This window comes from Bittarella sp. HCP28S3_D9 (assembly GCF_052065655.1).
GTDB classification, from domain to species: Bacteria; Bacillota; Clostridia; order Oscillospirales; family Ruminococcaceae; genus Bittarella; species Bittarella massiliensis.
Window position 1 is genome coordinate 20,804 of sequence record NZ_JBQHTP010000019.1, and the last position, 19,775, is coordinate 40,578.

Sequence of the window (19,775 nt, forward strand, 5' to 3'; positions counted from 1 at the left end):
TTTTGGAGAAGGCTCTATTTCTTGATGTTTTTGATGATGTCGTTGATGGTCTCCTGCAGGCGCTGGTTTTTTTTGAGCTTGCTCTTCATCTCGTTGAGGCTGTAGACGATGGTGGAGTGGTCCCGGCCGCCCAGCTCTTCGCCGATGTTTTTCATGGGCATCTGGGTCACCTCGCGGATGACGTAGATGGCCACCTGGCGGGCCTGGGAGACGTCGGCCGATTTCTTTTTGCTCTTGATGTCCTGGGGGGAGACGTTGAAGGTGCGGGACACCTCGCTGATGATGCGCTCCACCGTCACCGGGATGGGCTGGTTGTCGTTGAGGATGTCCTTGATGGCCGCGTGGGCCACCGCCACCGTGGGGGAGATGCCCTCGAGCATCTTGTAGGCGTTGATCTTTTTCACCGCCCCCTCCAGCTGGCGGATGTTGTTTTTGATCCGGTTGGCGATGAACTCGGTCACATCGGAGGGGAGATCGAGGCCCAAAAGCTCCGCCTTGCGGCGGATGATGGCGATCCGGGTCTCAAAGTCGGGGGGCTGGATGTCGGCCAGCAGTCCCGATTCAAAGCGGGAGCGAAGCCTGTCCTCCAGGGTTTTGATCTCTTTGGGCGGCCGGTCGGAGGAGAGGACGATCTGCTTGTGGGACTGAAAGAGGGTCTCGAAGGTGTGGAAGAACTCCTCTTGGGTGGAGATCTTGCCGCCGATGAACTGGATGTCGTCGATGAGGAGGACGTCGGCCACCCGGTACTTGTTGCGAAACTCCATGGTGGTGCCCGAGCCGATGGCCGAAATCATCTCGTTTGTGAACTCCTCGCCCTTGACGTAGACGATGTTGGCCTGGGGGTTGTTTTTCTTGACCTCGTTGCAGATGGCGAAGAGGAGGTGGGTCTTGCCCAGCCCCGAGTCGCCGTAGATGAAGAGAGGGTTGTACACGTTGGAGGGGTTGGCCGCCACGGCCATGGCCGCCGCATGGGCGAAGTTGTTGGAGGAGCCGACGATGAAGGAGGCGAAGGTGTAGTCGTAGTCCCCGCCGATGCCCACCTGGTTGAGGGCCTCTTCCGGCTGCTTGTTCTCCTCTTTGGCGGCGGCGCCATCACCCTTGACCATGGCGTCGCAGGTAATCTGCACGGCGACGGGGAAGCCCAACACGCTCTCAAAGCCCTGCTTGATGATCTCCAGGTACTTCTCGTTGATCAGATCCTGCTGAAATTTGCTGCGGACGTAGAGCAGGGCGGTGTCGTTTTCCAGTTTGACGGGTTCGATGCATTTGATCCACAGGTCGTACACCATGTCGGACAGTTGGGTTTTGCAGTGGTGGGCGACCAGTTCCCACACATCGCTGAAGGAATCCATAACGGCGAGTACCTCCCCTATCGAAAATAAAAATATTTTTGGATGCTATTTCATCACACTATTTTAGCACAAAATAGGCCTGGTTTTCAACTGAAAAACACCCATCTGGAAGCATTTATAAAAGGAAATGGCGCAAATTTTCGTTTTGCGGGGAAGTAGGGATATTTTGCGGGGGTATGGGAGGGGACAAAAAGAGCCATTGCAGGGCAAATTTCTGGGGGAAGGGAAAACGGATGCCGCCAAAGGGGGCGGGACGGGGGAAAAAACAAACGGGGGGAGCAGGGGGAGAAGGGCCGAAAAAGGGCGTAGCCGTCCCCTTTTTTTAAAAAACCAGTTGACAGTTCGGGGAGAAATCCGTATACTAATTAAATGCAAGGTTTTGCCTCGAAAGGAGGGGTTTAGAGTGAAGAGAACCTACCAGCCCAAGAAGATCCACCGGAAAAAGGAGCACGGTTTCCGCAAGCGGATGAGCACCAGAAATGGCCGCCGTGTCTTGTCCCGCAGAAGAGCCAAGGGCAGAAAACATCTGAGCTACTAATGTGAAGGCCACAATCCGCATTGTGGCTTTTCTTTTTCTGCACGGAAAAAAGGGACGAAATGAAGCGACATCCGCACCGGCCGCCAGCTCCCCCCCCGGGGAAGGTGGCGCCCATCAAAGAAAATCGCGAATATCTCAAGGTCTACAAAAGGGGGCGCTCTCAAGTGCATCCCCTTATTGTGACATACGCGCTTAAAAACCGGCTGGGCTACACCCGGCTGGGGATCACCACCAGCAAAAAAATCGGCAAGGCGGTCCAGCGGAACCGGGCCCGCCGGCTGATCAAGACGGCCTACCGCAATCTCCTCCCGGAGATCGCGCCGGGCTACGACATTGTGGTGGTGGCGCGGACCAAGGCCACCTTCTCCAAGGAACAGATGGTGGAGCGCGCCCTTCGCAGCCAGCTGAAAAAGGCGGGCGTGCTGCCATGATACGGCGGTTTCTCATCGGCTGTATCCACTTCTATCAGCGCCATTTTCACCACCCCCCCACCTGCCGGTTCTACCCCACCTGCTCGCAGTATGCAGAGGAGGCGTTGGCGGTACACGGCGCCCTCTGGGGGAGTGTGCTGAGCATTTGGCGGGTGCTGCGCTGCAACCCGTTTGGCAAGGGCGGATTTGACCCCGTCCCGCCCAAGCGCCAAAAATCGAGGTAGATATTCTCGCACAGTACGGAGGAAAAAGACAACTATGAATTTCATCAGCGAAATTTTCGGGTACCCCTTGGGGTTCTTGATGCAGGGGTGCTACTTCCTGGTTCAAAACTACGCCGTGGCGCTGTTCCTGTTTACTCTGGTCACCAAGATCCTGCTGTTCCCGCTGGCTGTCAAGCAGCAGAAATCCACCGCCCAGATGGCGGTATTCCAGCCCAAGATCACCGAGATCAACAAGAAGTTCGCCACCGACAAGCGGCGCCAGCAAGAAGAGATGATGAAGCTGTACGAGGAGTACGGCTACAACCCCACCGGCGGCTGCCTGCCGATGCTCATTCAGTTCCCCATCCTCTTCGGCCTCATCGACGTGGTATACAAGCCCCTGACCCACATCGTCCGCATCCCCAGCGACGTCATTCAAAAGGCCCTCACCTTTGCCGGTGAGACGCTGAATCTGGAGTTGAGCAAGGTCAACCCCCAGGTCTCCCTCATCAACGCGGTGAAGGCCGACCCGGGCAGCTTTGAGATGTTCAACGCCGAGCAGATCCACAAGATCACCAACATCAACTTCAACTTCTTCGGCATCGACATGTCCGCCACCCCCCACTTTGCGCTGGAGCCCCTGGTGGTGGTCCCCATCCTGGCCGGGCTGACCATGATCCTCTCCTCCTGGGCCTCCATGAAGTTCTCCGGCTCGGGACAGGCCATGCAGGGGAACCCCGCCGGGGGGATGAGCAAGTTCATGCTCTACGGCATGTCCCTCTTCTCGGTGGTCTTTGCCTTTCAGGTGCCCGCCGGCGTCGGCCTCTACTGGATCTTCTCCAATGTGCTGCTGATCCTGCAGTCCTATATCCTCAACAAGATCTACAACCCCAAAAAGTTGGCAGTTGAGTACGAGGCGAAGGTGGCGGCCATCCGCGAGGCCAAAAAGAAGAAGGTCAAGGTGGAAGTCAAGGATCAAGAGGGCCACAAGAAGACGGTGGAGAAGGTCCTCACCGAAAAGGAGCTCAACCGCCTGCGCCTGGCCAAGGCCCGCGAGTTGGACGAGGCCCGCTATGGCGGCGAAGGGCCCAAGCCGCAAGACAGCGAATCAAAATAGCCGCCGAAGGCAAGTAGGGGGTATATCGCTATGAGAGAGTGTATCAAAACCGCGCCCGATGTGGACCGCGCCATTGCGCTGGCCTGCGAGGAGTTGGGAGTGAGCCCGGAAGAGGCCAATGTGGAGGTGCTGGAACTGCCCTCCAAGCGGCTGTTCGGGCTGCTGGGCACCACCCCCGCCAAAGTGCGGGTACAGGTGGAGGAACCGGAGTGGGAGAAGAAACAGGCCGCCGAGGCGGCCAGACCCGCCCCTGTCGCCCCCCCTGAAAAACGGGCGCCGCAGCCTGTCAAACAGGCGGACAAGCCCGCCCCAGCCCCTGAGAAAAAGGCCGAGGAAGAGCCTGCCGCCCCCAAGGCGCGGGAGGTGAGCGAGGCGGAGGAGGCCAAGGCCGCCGTGGCCGAGAGCTACCTGCGCGGCATCCTGCAGAAGATGGGGATGGAGGGGATCACCGTCGAGCGCCGCTTTGGCAAAGACGGGGTGATCTTCAACCTCAGCGGCAGCAAGGTCGGCGGGCTGATCGGCCGCCGCGGCGAGACCCTGGACGCCATTCAGTACCTGACCAGCCTCTGCTGCAACCGGGGCGGCGGCGACTACCTGAAGGTGTCGATCGACAGCGGCGACTACCGGGAGAAGCGCAAGGAGACCCTGGAAGCCCTGGCCAAAAAGATCGCCGGGCAGGTGGTCAAGAGCGGCCGCTCCACCGCGCTGGAGCCCATGAACCCCTACGAGCGGCGGATCATCCACTCCGCTGTGCAGACGGTGGAGGGGGCCACCTCCAAATCGGTGGGGGAGGACCCCTATCGCAAGGTGGTCATCAGTTCAAAGAACCCGGTGAAGCGCAGCCGGCCCCCCTACGATCGCAGCCGCCGCAGCGGCGGGCGGAGAGACGGGGGAGAGAACCGCTCCAGAGAGCGGAGCCAGAGCCCTCGCCCCCCGCAGAAACCGGCGGAAAAGCCGAAGGACGAGGCGGCGGAGCTGCCCCTGTACGGGAAAATCGAGCTGTAAGAGTGAACGGGAGAAGCGCAGGCTTCTCCCGCTTTTTTGACAAAGGGAAGCGGCGAGGTTTTCCACATCCCTTTGCAAGGTGTGGAAAACAGGGGCCTTTTTTGTGGGAGATAGGAAAACAAACCGAAGTATTTTGTATAATAAAATTAATATAATACAAATAGTATATTTGATGAGCGCTTTTTGAGTCGATGGGCGTCATCTCTTTCCCGCCCTTTGAAAAAAAGAGAAAAGGGCGGTGGACGGCTCTTGTAATTTGCCGGCACAATCCGTACAATAAAAAATGGATTGCAAGAAACTCCTTGTCTGTCCCCCTCTGCGCGAAGTGATGGGAAGACGACTTGGATACCCTGCGGCAGGGCGAACGGCCCGGCGACGGGAGGAGGGAAGACGAGGATGGAAACAAATATCTGTTCGGTGCTGGCCGTTTTCCCCGTTCCAGACATGGAGAGGACGGCGCGATATTACTGTGACGTTTTGGGGTTTCGGGCAGTGCCCTATCTGACCGTGCAGGAGCCGCACATCTGCCTTTACCGGGACCAGGTGGAGATCGTGTTGACCGGGGCCAACCGGGGGCGGATCTTCCCCCACCGGGAGCTGTACGGGTACGGGGAAGACGCCTATCTGGTGGTCCGCGACCAGGAGGCCCTGGAGGCGGAGTTTCGGGAAAAGGGGGCGAAGATCGTCCGCCCCCTGCAGCTGACCGACTACAACAACCGGGAGTTTGTACTGGAGGACATCGACGGCCGCTGGCTGGCCTTTGGGATGAAGCAGGGGTAAAACCGGCGCGGCAGAACGGCCCGTTTTCGGGCGTCGGCGACATGCTGGAGATGCCGGGGTTGCGGGCAAAGATGCGCTTTTGCCGGCGGCCCCTGGGGGAGAGCCGTTGCAGGTTTGGTTTTCCACCGCCGGTCGACCGTTGGTGGAAAATCCATTGTCCTTTAGGGAGGAGGAAGTTTTATGCAGACCACCATTGCCGCCATCGCCACCCCCCTGGGAACAGGGGGGCTGGGGGTGGTGCGCCTGTCGGGGCCCCGGGCCTATGAAATTGTGGCGCGGGTCTTTGTCCCCGTCAGCGGCAGGGACATCCGCCGTCAAAAGGGGTACACCGCCCTCTTGGGCCGGGTGGAGCGCACCCTGCCCGACGGCGGGCGGGAGATGCTCGACCAGGCAGTGGCCCTCTTCTTTCGGGCCCCCAAAAGCTACACCGGGGAGGACGCGGTGGAGCTCTCCTGTCACGGCGGGGTGGCGGTGCTGCAGGAGACCCTGCGGGCGCTGCTGGACGCTGGTGCGGAGTTGGCGGGACCGGGCGAGTTTTCCAAGCGGGCGGTCTTGGCGGGGAAGATGACCCTCACCCAGGCGGAGGGGGTCATGGACCTGATCAACGCCCAGACCAGGCAAGGCGCTGCCGCCGCCCTTTCGGCCATGGACGGCCGCCTCTACCGGCATGCCGCCGCCATCCGCGCCGATTTGGTGGATTTGGCGGCCCATCTGGCGGCCTATGTGGACTACCCGGACGAGGACATCCCCCAGTTGGAGGAGGGTGTTTTGACTGACCGACTGCAGCAGGTTGCCGATCAACTGTCCGCCCTCCTGCAGAGTTTCGACACAGGCTCGATGATACGCAATGGCATTGACACCGCCATTGTGGGCAAGCCCAATGTGGGCAAGTCCACCCTGATGAACCTGTTGGCCGGGTACCAGCGCAGCATCGTCACCCAGGTGCCGGGCACCACCCGCGACGTGGTGGAGGACCGGGTGCAGCTGGGGGAGGTGACCCTCAACCTGGCCGACACGGCCGGCATTCGGGAGACCGACGACCTGGTGGAGCAGTTGGGGGTGCAGCGCTCCCGGGAGAAGTTGGAGCGGGCCCAACTGGTGCTCGCCCTCTTTGACGGCTCGGTCCCTCTGGACGAGGAGGACCGGCAGCTCCTCTCGCAGATAGGGGACAAGCCCTGCATCGCCGTCATCAACAAGCAGGACAAGGCCCAGCGGCTGGACGTCGAGGCGGTGCGGGCCCAGATCCCCGACCTGGTGACCATGAGCGCCCGCGAGGAGCGGGGCGTGGAGGAGCTGGAACAGGCCATTTTGCGGAAGCTGCGGCTGGAGAAAATCGACCTGCAGAACGGGCTGCTCATCAACGAGCGGCAGCGGCAGGCCACCAGTCGGGCGGCGGCCCGGGTCGTGGACGGGCTGGACGCCCTGCGGGCGGGGATGACCTACGACGCGGTGGCGGTGGAGATCGACGAGGCCATAACAGCCCTGTCGGAACTCACCGGCGAGAGCGCCGGGGAACAGGTCATCGATGCGGTGTTTGCAAATTTTTGTGTGGGAAAGTAGAGCGGGCCGAATTCCACCGCTTTTTAAAAGATGTGGAAAACAGGGACCGCCGACGGAAGAGGGATGAGACGAGAGATGGAACGGCTTCGTTTGGGCGAGTACGACGTGGTGGTCATTGGCGCCGGCCACGCCGGGGTGGAGGCGGCGCTGGCTGCCGCCCGGCTGGGGTGTAGGACCGCCCTCTTCACCATCACCCTGGATTTTATCGCCAACATGCCCTGCAACCCCTCCATCGGGGGGACGGCCAAGGGGCACCTGGTGCGGGAGATCGACGCCCTGGGCGGGGAGATGGGTCGGGCTGCCGACGCCACCTTTTTGCAGAGTCGGATGCTCAACCGGGGGAAGGGACCGGCGGTGCACAGCCTGCGGGTACAGTCGGACCGGGCCGCCTACCACGCCTACATGAAACAGGTGGTGGAGCGGCAGGAGAACCTGGATGTCAAACAGGCCGAAATCGTGGAGATCCTCACCGACGGGGGTCGGGTCTCGGGGGTGGTGACCAAGTTGGGGGCCGAATACGGCTGCCGGGCCGCCGTCATCGCCAGCGGCACCTTTTTGAACGCAGTGGTCTATGTGGGGGATGCCTCCTACCGCTCGGGCCCGGACGAGACGAGGGGGGCCGACCTCCTCTCCGATTCGCTGCGGCGGCTGGGCATCGGCCTGCGCCGGTTCAAGACCGGCACCCCGGCCCGGGTCAACCGGCGGAGCATCGATTTCTCCAAGCTGGAGCCCCAGGAGGGGGATGAGGAGATCGTCCCCTTCTCCTTCGAGACCAGGGGAGAGCTGCAAAACCGGGCGCTGTGCTACGTGGCCTACACCAACGAGAGGACCCACCAGGTCATTCGGGACAACATCTACCGCTCCCCCCTCTACGGGGGAAAGATCGAGGGGATCGGCCCCCGCTACTGCCCCAGCATCGAGGACAAGGTGATGCGCTTCCCCGACAAGCCCCGCCACCAGATCTTTGTGGAGCCCTGTGGGGAGAACACCGAGGAGTACTACCTGCAGGGGATGAGTTCCTCCCTGCCGGTGGACGTGCAGCTGGCCCTCTACCACACCATCGAGGGGTTTGAAAAGCTGGAGATCATGCGCAATGCCTACGCCATCGAGTACGACTGCATCGACCCCACCCAGCTGGCCCCCACACTGGAGTTCAAGGGGGTCCCCGGCCTCTTTGGGGCGGGGCAGTTCAACGGCACTTCCGGCTATGAGGAGGCCGCCGCCCAGGGGCTGGTGGCCGGGATCAACGCCGCCCAGGGGGTGCGGGGGAAAGAGCCGCTGGTGCTCGACCGCTCCACCTCCTACATCGGCACCCTCATTGACGACCTGGTCATCAAGGGGGTCACCGACCCCTACCGGATGATGACCTCCCGCAGCGAGTACCGGCTGATCCTGCGCCAGGACAACGCTGACCAGCGGCTGACCCCCATCGGCTACCGGTTGGGACTCTGCTCCCAGGCGCGCTATGACGCCCTGGTGGAGAAGAAACAGGCCGTTGACGCCGAGCTGGCCCGGCTGGAGGGGACGACCGTCTCCCCGACGGAGGAGCTCAACACCCTGCTGCAGGAACTGGGCACCGCCCCGCTGCGCAGCGGGGCAAAACTCGCCGACCTGTTGCGCCGCCCTCAAGTGGGATATGACGCCCTGGCCGGGGTGGACAGCCAGCGGCTGCCGCTGCCCCGCCCGGTGACCGAGCAGGTGGAGATCTCCCTGAAGTACGAGGGGTACATCCGCCGGCAGCTGGAACAGGTGGAGCAGATGCAGAAACTCGAGCGCAGGCGGTTGCCCGCGGAGATAGATTACGCCTCTATCGGTGGATTGCGGCTGGAGGCGCGGGAGAAGTTGGCAAAGGTCCGCCCCCAAAATTTGGGACAGGCTTCCCGCATATCGGGGGTCTCTCCGGCGGACATCTCGGTGCTGCTCATCTGGCTGAGCCAACAGGGGGGCAAAGAGGAGAAGGACGAGGGAGAAAAGGGAGAACGATGATCGACAGAGAGAGAATGAGAGCGCTGGCGGCTGCCCAGGGGGTCGCCTTGAGCGACCTGCAGTTGGAACAGCTGGACCGCTATGCCGACACGCTGGTGGAGGCCAACCAAAAGATGAACCTGACGGCCATTGTCGACCGGCAGGGGATCGAGGAGAAGCACTTTTTAGACAGTTTGCTGTTGGTGCCCCTGCTGCCGGAGGGCTGCAAGAGCCTGATTGATGTGGGGACCGGGGCGGGCTTTCCCGGAGTAGTGGCCAAGGTCGCCCTGCCCGGCCTTCGCCTCACCCTGCTGGACAGCTTGCAGAAACGGGTGACTTTTTTAGAGGAACTCTCTGCTCATCTGGGCTTTGGCGGGGTGACCTGCCTGCACGGCCGGGCGGAGGAGAGCGGCCGCGATCCTGCACTGCGGGAGCAATTCGACGTGGCCACTGCCCGGGCGGTGGCCGACCTGGCGGTGCTGGCGGAATACTGCCTGCCCTTTGTGCGGCTGGGCGGCCGCTTCTTTGCCCTGAAAGGGCCTGCCTGTGAAGAGGAGTTGGAGCGGGCTGCCTCGGCCATCGCCCTGTTGGGGAGCGAGGTGGTGGGCGTTCACCCCCAGACCCTGCCCGACGGCAGCAGCCGAAACATAGTAGAGGTCAAAAAGATATCGCAAACTCCGACAAAATATCCCCGGAACGCCGGGAAAATCAAAAAAAATCCGCTTTGAGGGCGGATTTTTTTGTTGCCCCCAGGAAGGGCGTGTCGATTTTGGAAGATGGAAATGTCTGGAAAACTCATTTCCCGCGTGCTATACTGAAAAAGAAGCAGGACAAGCTGTATTTTTACAGGATACCGCCTTTTTTGAAAAAAGCGGTGAAGTGGGAGGAGACAACAATGGCAGCTCTTTTTTCAAAAAACAAGGTTGTGGGAAAGGTGGTCGATCTGCCCATCGAGGAGATTCAGGCCAACCCCGCTCAGCCCCGCATGGAGTTTGACGCCTATGAGCTCATCGGCCTTTCGGAGAGCATCCGCCAGAACGGGCTGTTGCAGCCCATCACGGTGCGCAAGCTGGAGGAGGGCGGGTACGAGCTCATCTCGGGGGAGAGGCGGCTGCGCGCCTCCAAGCTGGCTCGGTTTTCCACCATTCACGCCATCGTTGTGGAATCCAGTGAGGAGCAGTCGGCGGTATTTGCCCTGTTGGAAAACATTCAGCGGCAGGACCTGAACTGCTTTGAACAGGCGCGGGGGATCAAAAAGCTGATGGAGTGCTGGCACGTCACCCAGGAGGAGACGGCCCGCCGCCTGGGGATCGCCCAGTCCACCCTGGCCAATAAACTGCGGCTGCTGGGACTGGACAGGGAGGTGCAGGACTGCATCGTCTCCCAAAAGTTGAGTGAGCGCCATGCCCGCGCCCTGCTGCAGGTGGGAAAAGAGAAGCGCCTTTCGGTGGCCCAGTTGGTGGCGCAGCGCCACTACAGTGTGGTACAGACGGAGGACTACATCGCCCGGATGGCGGCAGAGGACGCCGCCACGGCTGCCAGACAGAGAAACCGCTTTATTGTCAAGGATGTCCGCATCTTTCTCAACACGGTGGACAAGGCCATTGACTTGATGAAGCAGGCCGGGGTGGATGCCCAGGCGAGTACCGTGAAGGGGGAGGAGTACATCGAGTACAACATCCGCATCCCCCTGAAAAAACGAAAAAAGGAGAGCGCCTAGGTCTTTGCTGGCAACAGGCTGTTTTGGGAAGGACAGCCCGCCAGCGCAAACAATGAGACCGACGTGCTCCTTTTGATAGAGTGCCTTCGGGCGCGAGAAGGAGAAAGAAAGGCCAAACAGGCCTTTCTTTTTTTGTTTGGGTAGAGAGGATGTTTCACGTGAAACACCAATGGGCTGTTTGTTCCACGGGAAACATCTCAAAATAAGGAAAAAGGAGAGGAGGGTTTTTTTGATGGGGGAGCTGTGCTATAATGGTCACAGACTTTGTTGAAATGAGAGCACGAGGAGGCGGAGTGTCCTTGGGAAAAACCATTGCCATTGCCAACCAAAAGGGCGGGGTGGGGAAGACCACCACTGCCGTCAATTTGGCGGCCAGCCTGGGCGAGCTGGGAAAACGGGTGCTTCTGGTGGACATTGATCCCCAGGGAAACGCCACCAGTGGCCTGGGGGTCAACAAGCGCGCCAGCGAGCAGACCACTTATGAGCTGATGACCGGTGACGCCGCCTTTGACCAGGTCGCAGCGCACAGCGCCTTTAAAAATGTCGACCTGTTGCCCTCCAGCATCCAACTGGCCGGGGCGGAAATTGAACTGGTGGAGATGGCAGACCGCCAAAACCGCCTCAAAAAGACCATTGCCGAGGGCAAAGAGCGATATGACTACCTGCTCATCGACAGCCCCCCCTCCCTGGGGCTCATCACCCTCAACGGGTTGGTGGCGGCCGATACCGTCCTGATCCCCATCCAGTGCGAGTACTATGCACTGGAGGGGCTCTCCCAGCTGATGAACACGGTGCGTCAGGTCAAGCGACTCTACAATCCCCTCCTCGAGGTGGAAGGAGTGGTGCTGACCATGTACGACAGCCGCCTCAACCTGACGGTGCAGGTGGTGGAGGAGGTCAAGCGCTACTTTGGAGCCAAGGTGTATGCCACAGCGGTGCCCCGCAATGTGCGCCTCTCTGAGGCGCCGAGTTTTGGCCAGCCCGCCCTCTACTACGACAGGGGTTCCCGGGGGGCCAAGAGCTATCTGGAACTGGCGGAGGAGCTTCTCCGCCGAAATGGCGACAAGGCGGTGATTTAGGGATGGCGACCAAAAAGAGAGGGCTGGGCAAAGGCCTGGACGCCCTGTTTGTAGACAACGCGGTGGAGAGCGAGAGCCGGGTCAACACCCTGCCCATTGCCGAGGTGGAGCCCAACCGGGACCAGCCCCGCAAGGAGTTTGACCAGGAGGCCCTAGAGGAGTTGGCCGCCTCCATCGCCGAGCACGGGGTGCTGCAGCCCATTTTGGTGCGCCCGGTGTCCGGCGGATACCAGATTGTCGCCGGCGAGCGCCGTTGGCGGGCCGCGAGGTTGGCGGGGTTGGTGGAGATCCCCGCCGTCATCAAAGAGATGACCGACCAGGAGGTGGGACAGGCCGCCCTGGTGGAAAACCTGCAGCGGGAAGACCTGAATCCCGTAGAAGAGGCGCTGGGCTACCACCAGTTGATGGAGCAGTTCGGCATGACCCAGGAACAGGTGGCCAAAAAGGTAGCCAAATCCCGGCCGGCCGTGGCCAACGCCGTGCGGTTGCTGGGTCTGCCGGAGGAGGTGCTGGCCTTTTTGAGGGCGGGCAGTCTCACGGCGGGGCATGCCAAGGCGCTGCTCTCCCTCAAGGAGGAAGAGCTGGTGCTTCCCACCGCCCAGTTGATGGTGGAAAAGCGCCTTTCCGTGCGGGAGGCCGAGCGCTACTGCAAGCGCCTCAACGCAGCTCCCAAGGCGGAAAAGACAGTTCTGCCCCCCGAACCCATCTTCAAAGAGGTGGAGTTGAGCCTCACCGAGGTGTTGGGCCGCCGGGTCAAGGTGACCACCGACGGCACCAAGGGGAAATTGGAGATCGAGTATTTTTCCAAAGACGATTTGATGCGGCTGGCCAGCGTCTTCAACGAAAAAATTTAGGCGTTCATCTGCCAGAGGAGAAAGAAGGGGCGAGGGAGTTTTGTACACACAGCGTCTTTTGGTACCCGAACACCAGGCGGGCGCGTCGGGAGAGATGAGCCTGGGCTATATGATGCGCAACGTGCAGGAGGTGGCGACCAACCACTTCGCCAGCCAAAACGGCCTCCCCTGTGACAACAAGGGCAGCTGGAAGGTGGCCTTTTTCATCGCCAACTGCCATCTGCAGATCACCCGCCCCCCGCGGGTGGGGGAGGAGATCGCAGTCAGCACCTTTCTGCGCCGGGTGAGCGGCGCCTTCTTTGAGCGGGACACCGAGATCTGCTCTGCCCAGGGGGAGGTTCTGGTGCAGAGCTGCAGCAACTGGTTTTTGCTCGACCGGCAGAGTATGTCGGTGCTCAAACCCAGCGAGTGCCCCTATCAAAATGAGATGGACGGCCGGGACTTCCCCGTCACCTCCCAGCGGCGGCTCCGTTTTTCCCCCGATGCGCTGCGGTGGGTGGGGGAGCGGACGATCCGCTACACCATGATCGACGCCAACGGCCACACCAACAACGCCGTCTACGGCGATTTGGCCATGGATGCCTGTTGGCAGGTCTTCGGTGGCCACCAGCCCAGTGGGGCGCAGTTTGTCTTTAACCACCAAGCCAAGTTGGGCGACCGGCTTCAGCTCTTTGCCGCAGAGGAGGAGGACGGCGTGCTGTTGGTGGGAAAAATTGGGGACAATCGAGAGGTGCCGGACGGCAAGAGTGCCTGCTTTGTCTGTGCACTGAAAAGATAGAGAGGGGCGGAGAAAAGTTCTCCGCCTCTTTTTGGAGCCCTCGAATAGGAGAGAACCAAACTGTTTAGGAAAGCGGTTTCTAAACAATGGGGAAGAGGGGGCGAGGGGGGCTGTAAAAGGGGGAGAAAAGCGCGTATTTCTATTCTGTTTGCCCAAAAAAACGAGAAAAGGAGGGGACAAAATGTCCGCCCGCCTTCATTGCATAAGGCTAGGCAAAATGATACAATAGGTATCAAATCAGACGAGGCCACCAGAGGGAGCCGGCGCACCGGCTCCCAGGACAACAAGGGGAGAGGAGAAAATATGGGTATTTTTGACGAGTTGGATTACGGCTACAAATTTGCGAGAGAGGGCCTGACCTTCGACGACGTGCTGCTGGTTCCCGCCAAGAGCGAGGTCCTTCCGGCCGATGTGAGCACCGCCACCGTTCTGGCGGGGGACATTCGGCTCAACACCCCCTTCCTTACCGCCGCCATGGACACCGTCACCGAATCGGCCATGGCCATCGCCATTGCCAGAGAGGGCGGCATCGGCTTTATCCACAAGAATATGACCATTGAGCGCCAGGCCGAAGAGGTCGACAAGGTCAAGAGAAGCGAAAACGGCGTCATCGTCAACCCCTTCTATCTCTCCCCCGACAACCTGGTGGCCGAGGCGGACGCCCTCATGGGCAAGTACAAGATTTCCGGCGTGCCCATCTGCGAGGGGCAGAAGCTGGTGGGGATCATCACCAACCGCGACCTGAAGTTCCTCGACAACTTCAACGTCCCCATCCGCAATGTGATGACCAAAGAGGGGCTGGTGGTGGCCCCGGTAGGGACCACCATTGACCAGGCCAAAGAGATCCTCTGGAAAAACAAAATTGAAAAACTCCCTATCGTCGACGAGAAGGACAACCTGAAGGGCCTCATCACCATCAAAGACATTGAGAAGGCCGTTCAGTACCCCAACTCCGCCCGCGACAAGAAGAGCCGTCTCCTCTGCGGTGCGGCCATCGGCGTCACCCAGAACATCCTCGAGCGGGCCCGCGCCCTGGTCGAGGCGGAGGTCGACGTGCTGGTGCTCGACTCGGCCCACGGCCATTCCCGCGGCATCATGAACTGCATTGAAAAGGTGAAAAACGCCTTCCCCGACGTGCCGCTGATTGCCGGCAACATCGCCACCGCCGCCGCCGCCAAAGACCTGATCGAGGCGGGCGCAGACGCCCTGAAGGTGGGCATCGGCCCCGGCTCCATCTGCACCACCCGGGTGGTGGCAGGTATCGGCGTACCCCAGCTCACCGCCATCTTCGATGTGGCTCAGGTGGCCGCCCGCAAGGGGATCCCGGTCATTGCCGACGGAGGCATCAAGTACTCGGGCGACATCGTCAAGGCCCTGGCAGCCGGCGCCAACACCGTGATGATGGGTTCGCTGCTGGCCGGGTGCGACGAGTCCCCCAGCGACAGCGAGATCTACCAGGGCAGAAAGTTCAAGGTCTACCGCGGCATGGGCAGCGTGGGCGCCATGTCCGGCGCCCAGGGCAGCCGGGACCGCTACTTCCAGGAGAACAACAAGAAACTGGTGCCCGAAGGGGTCGAGGGCCGGGTCCCCTATAAGGGCTCGGTGTCCGACACCATCTACCAGATGCTGGGCGGGCTGAAAGCCGGCATGGGCTACTGTGGGGCCGCCACCATTGACGACCTGCGCAAGTACGCCCAGTTCATCAAGATCTCCGGCGCCGGCCTGCGGGAGAGCCACCCCCACGACATCTACATCACCAAAGAATCCCCCAACTACTCCACCAACGAGTAAAAAAGAGAGACTGGCAGCGCCGCAGGGTTTTTCCTGCGGCGCTGCTTTTTTTGCCGCTTTGGCGCCCAAAACTTCCAACTTTATCGGGGGGATCGTGTTGACAGAGGGCGTCCCGAGAGACTACTAAGGGCGCAAAAAAGAGAGCAATTTTTGGGACAGAGATGACAGGAACTGATGACGTTCCTTGAGGGACTGGGATTGGATGATACCCTTTTAGGGTCGATACATACCACCTACTTTGCTGGCGGTTTTGATTGCTCTCCCTCCCTGGTGTCAGAGACGCAGTTGTGGGAGCGAAGGCAGCGCTGGGCGGATGGTCTATCATATCAGCTTATCCGTCGAGAAAGGGAGACAAGAAAACGAAAATATTGTATATTATAAGTTGAATAATACAAATTGTATTGAATGATCAATAAGAATAAATGGCCTTTTGGGGGAAACAATAAGAGAGCCGCCAGCGAAGGGAAAACGGGGGAAGAGTTTGGCAAAAGGTGTTGACAAACAGCCCTGTTTGACGTATAATTTATAACGTTCTCTTGTGGTACCGCTTTCGGCGGTTCTGACCAGATTACATGTGGCGGTATAGCTCAGTTGGCTAGAGCATGCGGTTCATACCCGCAGTGTCATTGGTTCGAATCCAATTACCGCTACCAATTTGGCCCGATGGTCAAGAGGTTAAGACACCGCCCTTTCACGGCGGTATCGGGGGTTCAATTCCCCCTCGGGTCACCATGCACCATTGGGGCAGCCGCTGCACAAATTTGTGCAGCGGTTTTTTCGTGTCTTGCAACAGGAACGAACAGGGGCCGGGTTTTCCACAGTCACAGAACTGTGTGTGGAAAACCCGGCCCCTGTTTTTGCGGAGGACTTTGGAGGAGCGAAAGAGGGCAATGGCGGTAGCGCAAGACGGCGGTCTATTTTGCGGCGACAGGGCTTTACAGGTAGCCGATTTGATGGAGGATCTGGCGGAGACCCTCCTCCTCCGCGATGTCGCAGTGGGCGTACACTGCGGTGTTCCAGCTGTAGAGGGCCACGGCGTACTCCCCGTTGGCGCGCACGGTGTAACGGGCAAAGGATCCGCCCTCCGTGCGCTGCTCCTCGTGGGGGCTGTCGCTCTCTGCCGCGTCGCTGAAGGCGGTGCGAGCTCGCTCAAAAAAGGCGGCGGCAGGGGCCTTGCCGTCAAAGAGATAGAACTCAAAGCGCAGCCCGTTGCCGGTCGAGAGGACTGCATCCTCGATTTGTGGGCGCTCTGCCAGGTAGTTGCTGTCCAGCGGCACAGGGGTGTAGCCCTGGGCGAGAAGCGCCTCCTGCACCTGGGCGCTGCTGGCAGGCCGGGTGGGCAGCTTGGCCGCCTGCAGGGGGAGCCAGACCATCAGCCCCAGCAGGGAAAGTGTCAGGGCGAATTTGCCCACCTCAGAGGCAATGGCCCTTCTCCGGCCCCCTTCCTCCCGGAGGGTTTCGCTGCGCGCGGTAAAGAAGAGGTTGACAGCGGTCGTGACGGCGGTGACGGCGGCTACCGCAATACCGGCGTAGCCCAAGAACCGGTCAAGGACAAAGGTGAAGAAGCTAAAAATCGAGAGGTTCAGGCAGAGGACAGGGGAGATGGTGCAGAGCTGGTAGAGAAAGAGCAACCGTCTGGTTTTGCCGGGTTCCGGCGAATGGCCGATCAGCCACCCCAGCACCCAGCGGTGGGGGTGCAGATGGCTGTGTACCGCCCTTCGCTGCGCCAACACCCGGTCGGGGCTGGTGACAGCCGAGCGGCAGACCCTCTCAAACAGCCACTGGCTGCCCCAGTTGCTCAGGGGGATGAGGAGGGCGAAGGAGAGCACCCTGATGAGCGATTGATCCACGGCAAAGCTCCTCTCTGTGATCACCTCTTGCGGCGGGGGTCTGGAAAAAGGGTCTGCCATCGGCTTTGCAAAAGAGGGGCGCGGAGATCCTTCCGCGCCCCTCTTCTCGCTGCCCGGTCTTTCCTTTAGCCGAATAGGGCGGCGAACTTTTGGTCCTGGCTGGGGTCGTGCACCACATAGCCCACCGCCACCTTGTCGCCGGCGGCTTGGGCGACGGCTGCCGCCCCCTCAGGTCCGAAGGCGCCGCATACCTCGATCAGCTCGATCCCCTCGGCGGCCAGCTTTCTGGCCTCCTCACAGGCGGCCTCCAGGCTGGGCACCCCGATGGTGGTGACCAGGTTGCCGGTGCTCTCAAAATAGGAGCGGTGACGGGCGGACTCGAACTCAGAGCCCATGATGAGAAAGGCGAAATGCAGGGGGTGATCCATTGTCATGTCCTCCTTTAAAAAGGGGTCGGGGAGGTCGCGCCACAGGGCGGGACACTCCTGGGTGAAGCTGCAAAGCAGTCCTATGGGTAATATAAAATTCAACAATTCCACAGAGTTATAAACATTGGGGAATACAGGAAATCAATTATACTTTGCGAAGAGATGGGAAGGGTTGAAGGAGTGGCTCTTTTCGGGGTTTAGACCGAAGAGGGCGCAGACCTCGCGCCGGGGGAGATTCTTCAGGTGGTGGCGGGTGACCCCCTCGCCGTAGGTGTAGAGGAAGAGGTCGCAGGCGTCGTCCCCCATCTGCAGGATGCTCTGCCGGCAGCAGACATCGCAAATTTTGTCCCGGTGGACCACCACGGTGTGGAGGGTGAACCCCTGGGAGTAGCGCAGGGTGTAATAGCCGTTTTTTTCGGAGATGCCGGTGGTGCAGAAGTCGCAGATGCGCACCCCCAGAAACCAGAAGATGGGCACCAGGGACATGAGAGAGACAAAGGAGATCAGGTCGTGCCAACTGGGCAGCAGCCAGCCGGTCACAAAGTAAAAGACCGGCACCGCCACCAAAAAGCCCAGGGGGTCGATGATGAATTTGAAGATGGAGAGCAAGTTGGGCTTGATGGTGCGGGGGGTGACCACAAATTCGGGCACCAGTCGTTCCAGGTAGCCGAATAGGGTGCTCTTGCGCGCCGAGGGGATGAGCACCGGCAGCAGCCCGTCGCTCTTGCCGTAGCCCGCGCACTTGATGTAGACCGAATAGAATTGGGCAATGCGGGTGAAGAGGGTCTGGCGGATGTCGATGAAGTGGATCTTGTCAAAGGCGACCGTGTACTCTCTGCCCACCAGCACCCCGCCGGTGATGAAGAGCCGGTGCTGGGAGCGGGTGATGCAGAAGTTGTAGTAGCGGGTCAGGTTTCGCAGGAAGCTGACTCCCCAGCCGATGGCCAGCAGGGTGGCGATGAAGAGGGCCACCGGGGGGATGCCCACCGCCACCAGCTGGGCCACATGGGCCAGGGTGCCGTAGAGCACGTCGGCGATCTGCTGGCCGAGGATGTCGCCCAGCTTGGAGATGAAGGTGGAGCAGAACAGCACCCCGGCGAAGTAGTTGGTGGTGATGAGGGAGAGGATGACCACGTAGAAGTTGCGGCACATAAAAATCTGCCGATGGCTCACGTCCTCCAGCCGCTGGCGGACGCCGGTCGCCCCCAACAGCTCCACAGCGGCCCGCTTTTTGAGGGTGAGGGTGGCGTCGTGGGAGCGGGCGGAACCGGCGTCGGTGTCCAGCCGCAGGGTGACCGCGCCAAAGGGTTTGTACCAAAAGGGCTCCTCCAGGTAGAGGGAGGTCAGCCGGGAAAAGGGGAGGGAGACGGTGTGTTTGGCGAAGATCCCCTCGCTGATGTGGATGGCCTCCGGGGTGAAGTAGTAGTAGATGCAGTACCAGCGCAATACCGCCATCCCGATGATGGCGCAGAGGGCCAGGATGTCCACCCAGGCGCCCGACAGCCACTCGGAGAAGGAGGCGCCAAAGGAGAGGGCGCCGCGGGCCAGGGGAATGATGAGGAGAAAGAGAAAGCTGCCCATGTTCTGAAAGACGGTGATGGGGTGGGTGTGGTGTTTCAAATCGCTCCCCCCTTGCCCCCGGCCAGGCCGCCGCTTCCCTCGCCGGGGGCGGGGGAGAGGAGGCTGGCCAGCATGGCTGCCTTGGCCGAGGGGATGTTGCAGACATAGGTGCGGGTGCCGGCGGTGCAGACGCAGAGGGTGGCCACCCCGAAGAGGTACTGCAGGGGGGAGCGGGTCACCGACACCAGCTGAATGAGGGGGAGGCGGATGTGGTGAAAGCAGGTGTAGATCACCCCGCTGGCCACATAGAGGGAGTCCCCCTCCAACTTGTAGCGGTGCTTCCAGTACTTGATGGGAAAATAGAGCAGCCACAGCAGGGCAAAGGAGACCGCCCAGACCCAGACGGCAATGCGGTAGAGCAGACCGCCGGGGGAGAGGAAGAGGTGCACCAGCACCATATAGACAAAGCCCAGCAGCAGGATGCGGATGTAGTAGATGAGCAGGGAGGAGAGAGACGGGCGCTCGTAGCCCGAGGGGATCCTCTCTTTGGGGGGCGTTTTCTTCACGGGGCACCTCTTTTCCAGCGGCGGCGACGCCGTTTTATATTGTATTAGTTTACCACATTTTTTCGCCTTTATCAAAGCGAAGGGGGGCGAGACCCGCGGGGGAAAGCGGCCCCTTTTTTCCCTGTTCGGCAGGGCTTGACAGGGGAAAGGGAATGGCGTCTGTCAAGGCGGGGTAAACTGGCGGTGACGGGAGGGCGT

Annotated in this window: 19 protein-coding genes and 2 tRNA genes; 16 read left to right on the plus strand and 5 right to left on the minus strand. The window is 60.6% G+C overall.

From position 1 onward, the window contains the following. Positions 1-14 precede the first annotated feature (14 nt). On the minus strand, positions 15-1,352 hold the full coding sequence (dnaA, locus tag ACTNAU_RS10210) for a chromosomal replication initiator protein DnaA (RefSeq protein WP_021660071.1): 1,338 nt from the start codon (positions 1,350-1,352) through the stop codon (positions 15-17). A gap of 403 nt (positions 1,353-1,755) precedes the next feature. Here dnaA and rpmH point away from each other — a divergent pair, with 403 nt between their 5' ends. From rpmH to ACTNAU_RS10290, 16 genes are all read left to right on the plus strand, one after another. Further along, positions 1,756-1,890 carry a 50S ribosomal protein L34 gene (rpmH, locus tag ACTNAU_RS10215; protein WP_021660069.1) on the plus strand — a complete coding sequence of 45 codons (135 nt, stop codon included), beginning with the start codon at positions 1,756-1,758 and terminating at the stop codon, positions 1,888-1,890. Between the two features lie 59 nt (positions 1,891-1,949). Then, a complete protein-coding gene (rnpA, locus tag ACTNAU_RS10220; protein WP_185916801.1) occupies positions 1,950-2,321 on the plus strand; it encodes a ribonuclease P protein component in 372 nt (123 codons plus the stop codon). Continuing rightward, positions 2,318-2,545, plus strand: coding sequence for a membrane protein insertion efficiency factor YidD (gene yidD, locus ACTNAU_RS10225; protein WP_021660067.1), 228 nt, complete (start codon positions 2,318-2,320; stop codon positions 2,543-2,545). The genes rnpA and yidD overlap by 4 nt, the downstream gene beginning before the upstream one ends. 34 nt (positions 2,546-2,579) lie before the next feature. After that, a complete protein-coding gene (locus ACTNAU_RS10230) occupies positions 2,580-3,641 on the plus strand; it encodes a YidC/Oxa1 family membrane protein insertase (protein WP_185916800.1) in 1,062 nt (353 codons plus the stop codon). A 30-nt stretch (positions 3,642-3,671) separates the two neighbouring features. Then, on the plus strand, positions 3,672-4,646 hold the full coding sequence (jag, locus tag ACTNAU_RS10235) for an RNA-binding cell elongation regulator Jag/EloR (protein WP_441098370.1): 975 nt from the start codon (positions 3,672-3,674) through the stop codon (positions 4,644-4,646). A gap of 396 nt (positions 4,647-5,042) precedes the next feature. Next, complete coding sequence (locus ACTNAU_RS10240) at positions 5,043-5,426, plus strand: VOC family protein (RefSeq protein WP_059002972.1); 384 nt, start codon at positions 5,043-5,045, stop codon at positions 5,424-5,426. Positions 5,427-5,606: 180 nt separating this feature from the next. Continuing rightward, positions 5,607-6,986 (plus strand): tRNA uridine-5-carboxymethylaminomethyl(34) synthesis GTPase MnmE, encoded by a 1,380-nt coding sequence (gene mnmE / locus ACTNAU_RS10245; protein WP_441098371.1) that lies wholly within the window; start codon positions 5,607-5,609, stop codon positions 6,984-6,986. A 75-nt stretch (positions 6,987-7,061) separates the two neighbouring features. Continuing rightward, positions 7,062-8,972 (plus strand): tRNA uridine-5-carboxymethylaminomethyl(34) synthesis enzyme MnmG, encoded by a 1,911-nt coding sequence (gene mnmG, locus ACTNAU_RS10250; RefSeq protein ID WP_441098372.1) that lies wholly within the window; start codon positions 7,062-7,064, stop codon positions 8,970-8,972. Then, positions 8,969-9,679, plus strand: coding sequence for a 16S rRNA (guanine(527)-N(7))-methyltransferase RsmG (gene rsmG / locus ACTNAU_RS10255; RefSeq protein ID WP_441098373.1), 711 nt, complete (start codon positions 8,969-8,971; stop codon positions 9,677-9,679). The genes mnmG and rsmG overlap by 4 nt, the downstream gene beginning before the upstream one ends. Positions 9,680-9,876: 197 nt before the next feature. Then, on the plus strand, positions 9,877-10,671 hold the full coding sequence (locus tag ACTNAU_RS10260; protein ID WP_441098374.1) for a ParB/RepB/Spo0J family partition protein: 795 nt from the start codon (positions 9,877-9,879) through the stop codon (positions 10,669-10,671). Positions 10,672-10,970: 299 nt separating this feature from the next. Then, positions 10,971-11,750 (plus strand): ParA family protein, encoded by a 780-nt coding sequence (locus ACTNAU_RS10265; RefSeq protein WP_441098375.1) that lies wholly within the window; start codon positions 10,971-10,973, stop codon positions 11,748-11,750. Between the two features lie 2 nt (positions 11,751-11,752). Further along, on the plus strand, positions 11,753-12,604 hold the full coding sequence (locus ACTNAU_RS10270; protein WP_441098376.1) for a ParB/RepB/Spo0J family partition protein: 852 nt from the start codon (positions 11,753-11,755) through the stop codon (positions 12,602-12,604). 40 nt (positions 12,605-12,644) lie between these two features. Then, positions 12,645-13,382, plus strand: a complete 738-nt coding sequence (locus ACTNAU_RS10275; RefSeq protein WP_441098377.1) for an acyl-[acyl-carrier-protein] thioesterase — start codon at positions 12,645-12,647, stop codon at positions 13,380-13,382. Between the two features lie 303 nt (positions 13,383-13,685). After that, the gene (gene guaB, locus ACTNAU_RS10280) at positions 13,686-15,173 is read left to right on the plus strand and encodes an IMP dehydrogenase (protein WP_441098378.1); all 1,488 of its coding nucleotides are present in this window, start codon (positions 13,686-13,688) and stop codon (positions 15,171-15,173) included. 576 nt (positions 15,174-15,749) lie between these two features. Beyond that, positions 15,750-15,826: transfer RNA gene (locus ACTNAU_RS10285), tRNA-Met, on the plus strand. A 4-nt stretch (positions 15,827-15,830) separates the two neighbouring features. Next, positions 15,831-15,905 (plus strand) — tRNA-Glu (locus ACTNAU_RS10290). 203 nt (positions 15,906-16,108) lie between these two features. Here the strand turns inward: ACTNAU_RS10290 and ACTNAU_RS10295 are convergent. The 4 genes from ACTNAU_RS10295 to ACTNAU_RS10310 all read right to left on the minus strand — a co-directional run bounded on the left by ACTNAU_RS10295 (position 16,109) and on the right by ACTNAU_RS10310 (position 19,577). Then, positions 16,109-17,047, minus strand: a complete 939-nt coding sequence (locus tag ACTNAU_RS10295) for a hypothetical protein (RefSeq protein ID WP_441098379.1) — start codon at positions 17,045-17,047, stop codon at positions 16,109-16,111. A gap of 101 nt (positions 17,048-17,148) precedes the next feature. Beyond that, positions 17,149-17,451 (minus strand): DUF6506 family protein, encoded by a 303-nt coding sequence (locus ACTNAU_RS10300; RefSeq protein ID WP_243164557.1) that lies wholly within the window; start codon positions 17,449-17,451, stop codon positions 17,149-17,151. Between the two features lie 141 nt (positions 17,452-17,592). Then, entirely contained in the window at positions 17,593-19,071 is a 1,479-nt protein-coding gene (locus tag ACTNAU_RS10305; protein ID WP_216402350.1) for a PH domain-containing protein, read from the minus strand. Next, on the minus strand, positions 19,068-19,577 hold the full coding sequence (locus ACTNAU_RS10310; protein ID WP_441098380.1) for a PH domain-containing protein: 510 nt from the start codon (positions 19,575-19,577) through the stop codon (positions 19,068-19,070). Before ACTNAU_RS10310 ends, ACTNAU_RS10305 begins: the two co-directional genes overlap by 4 nt. Positions 19,578-19,775: the final 198 nt, after the last annotated feature.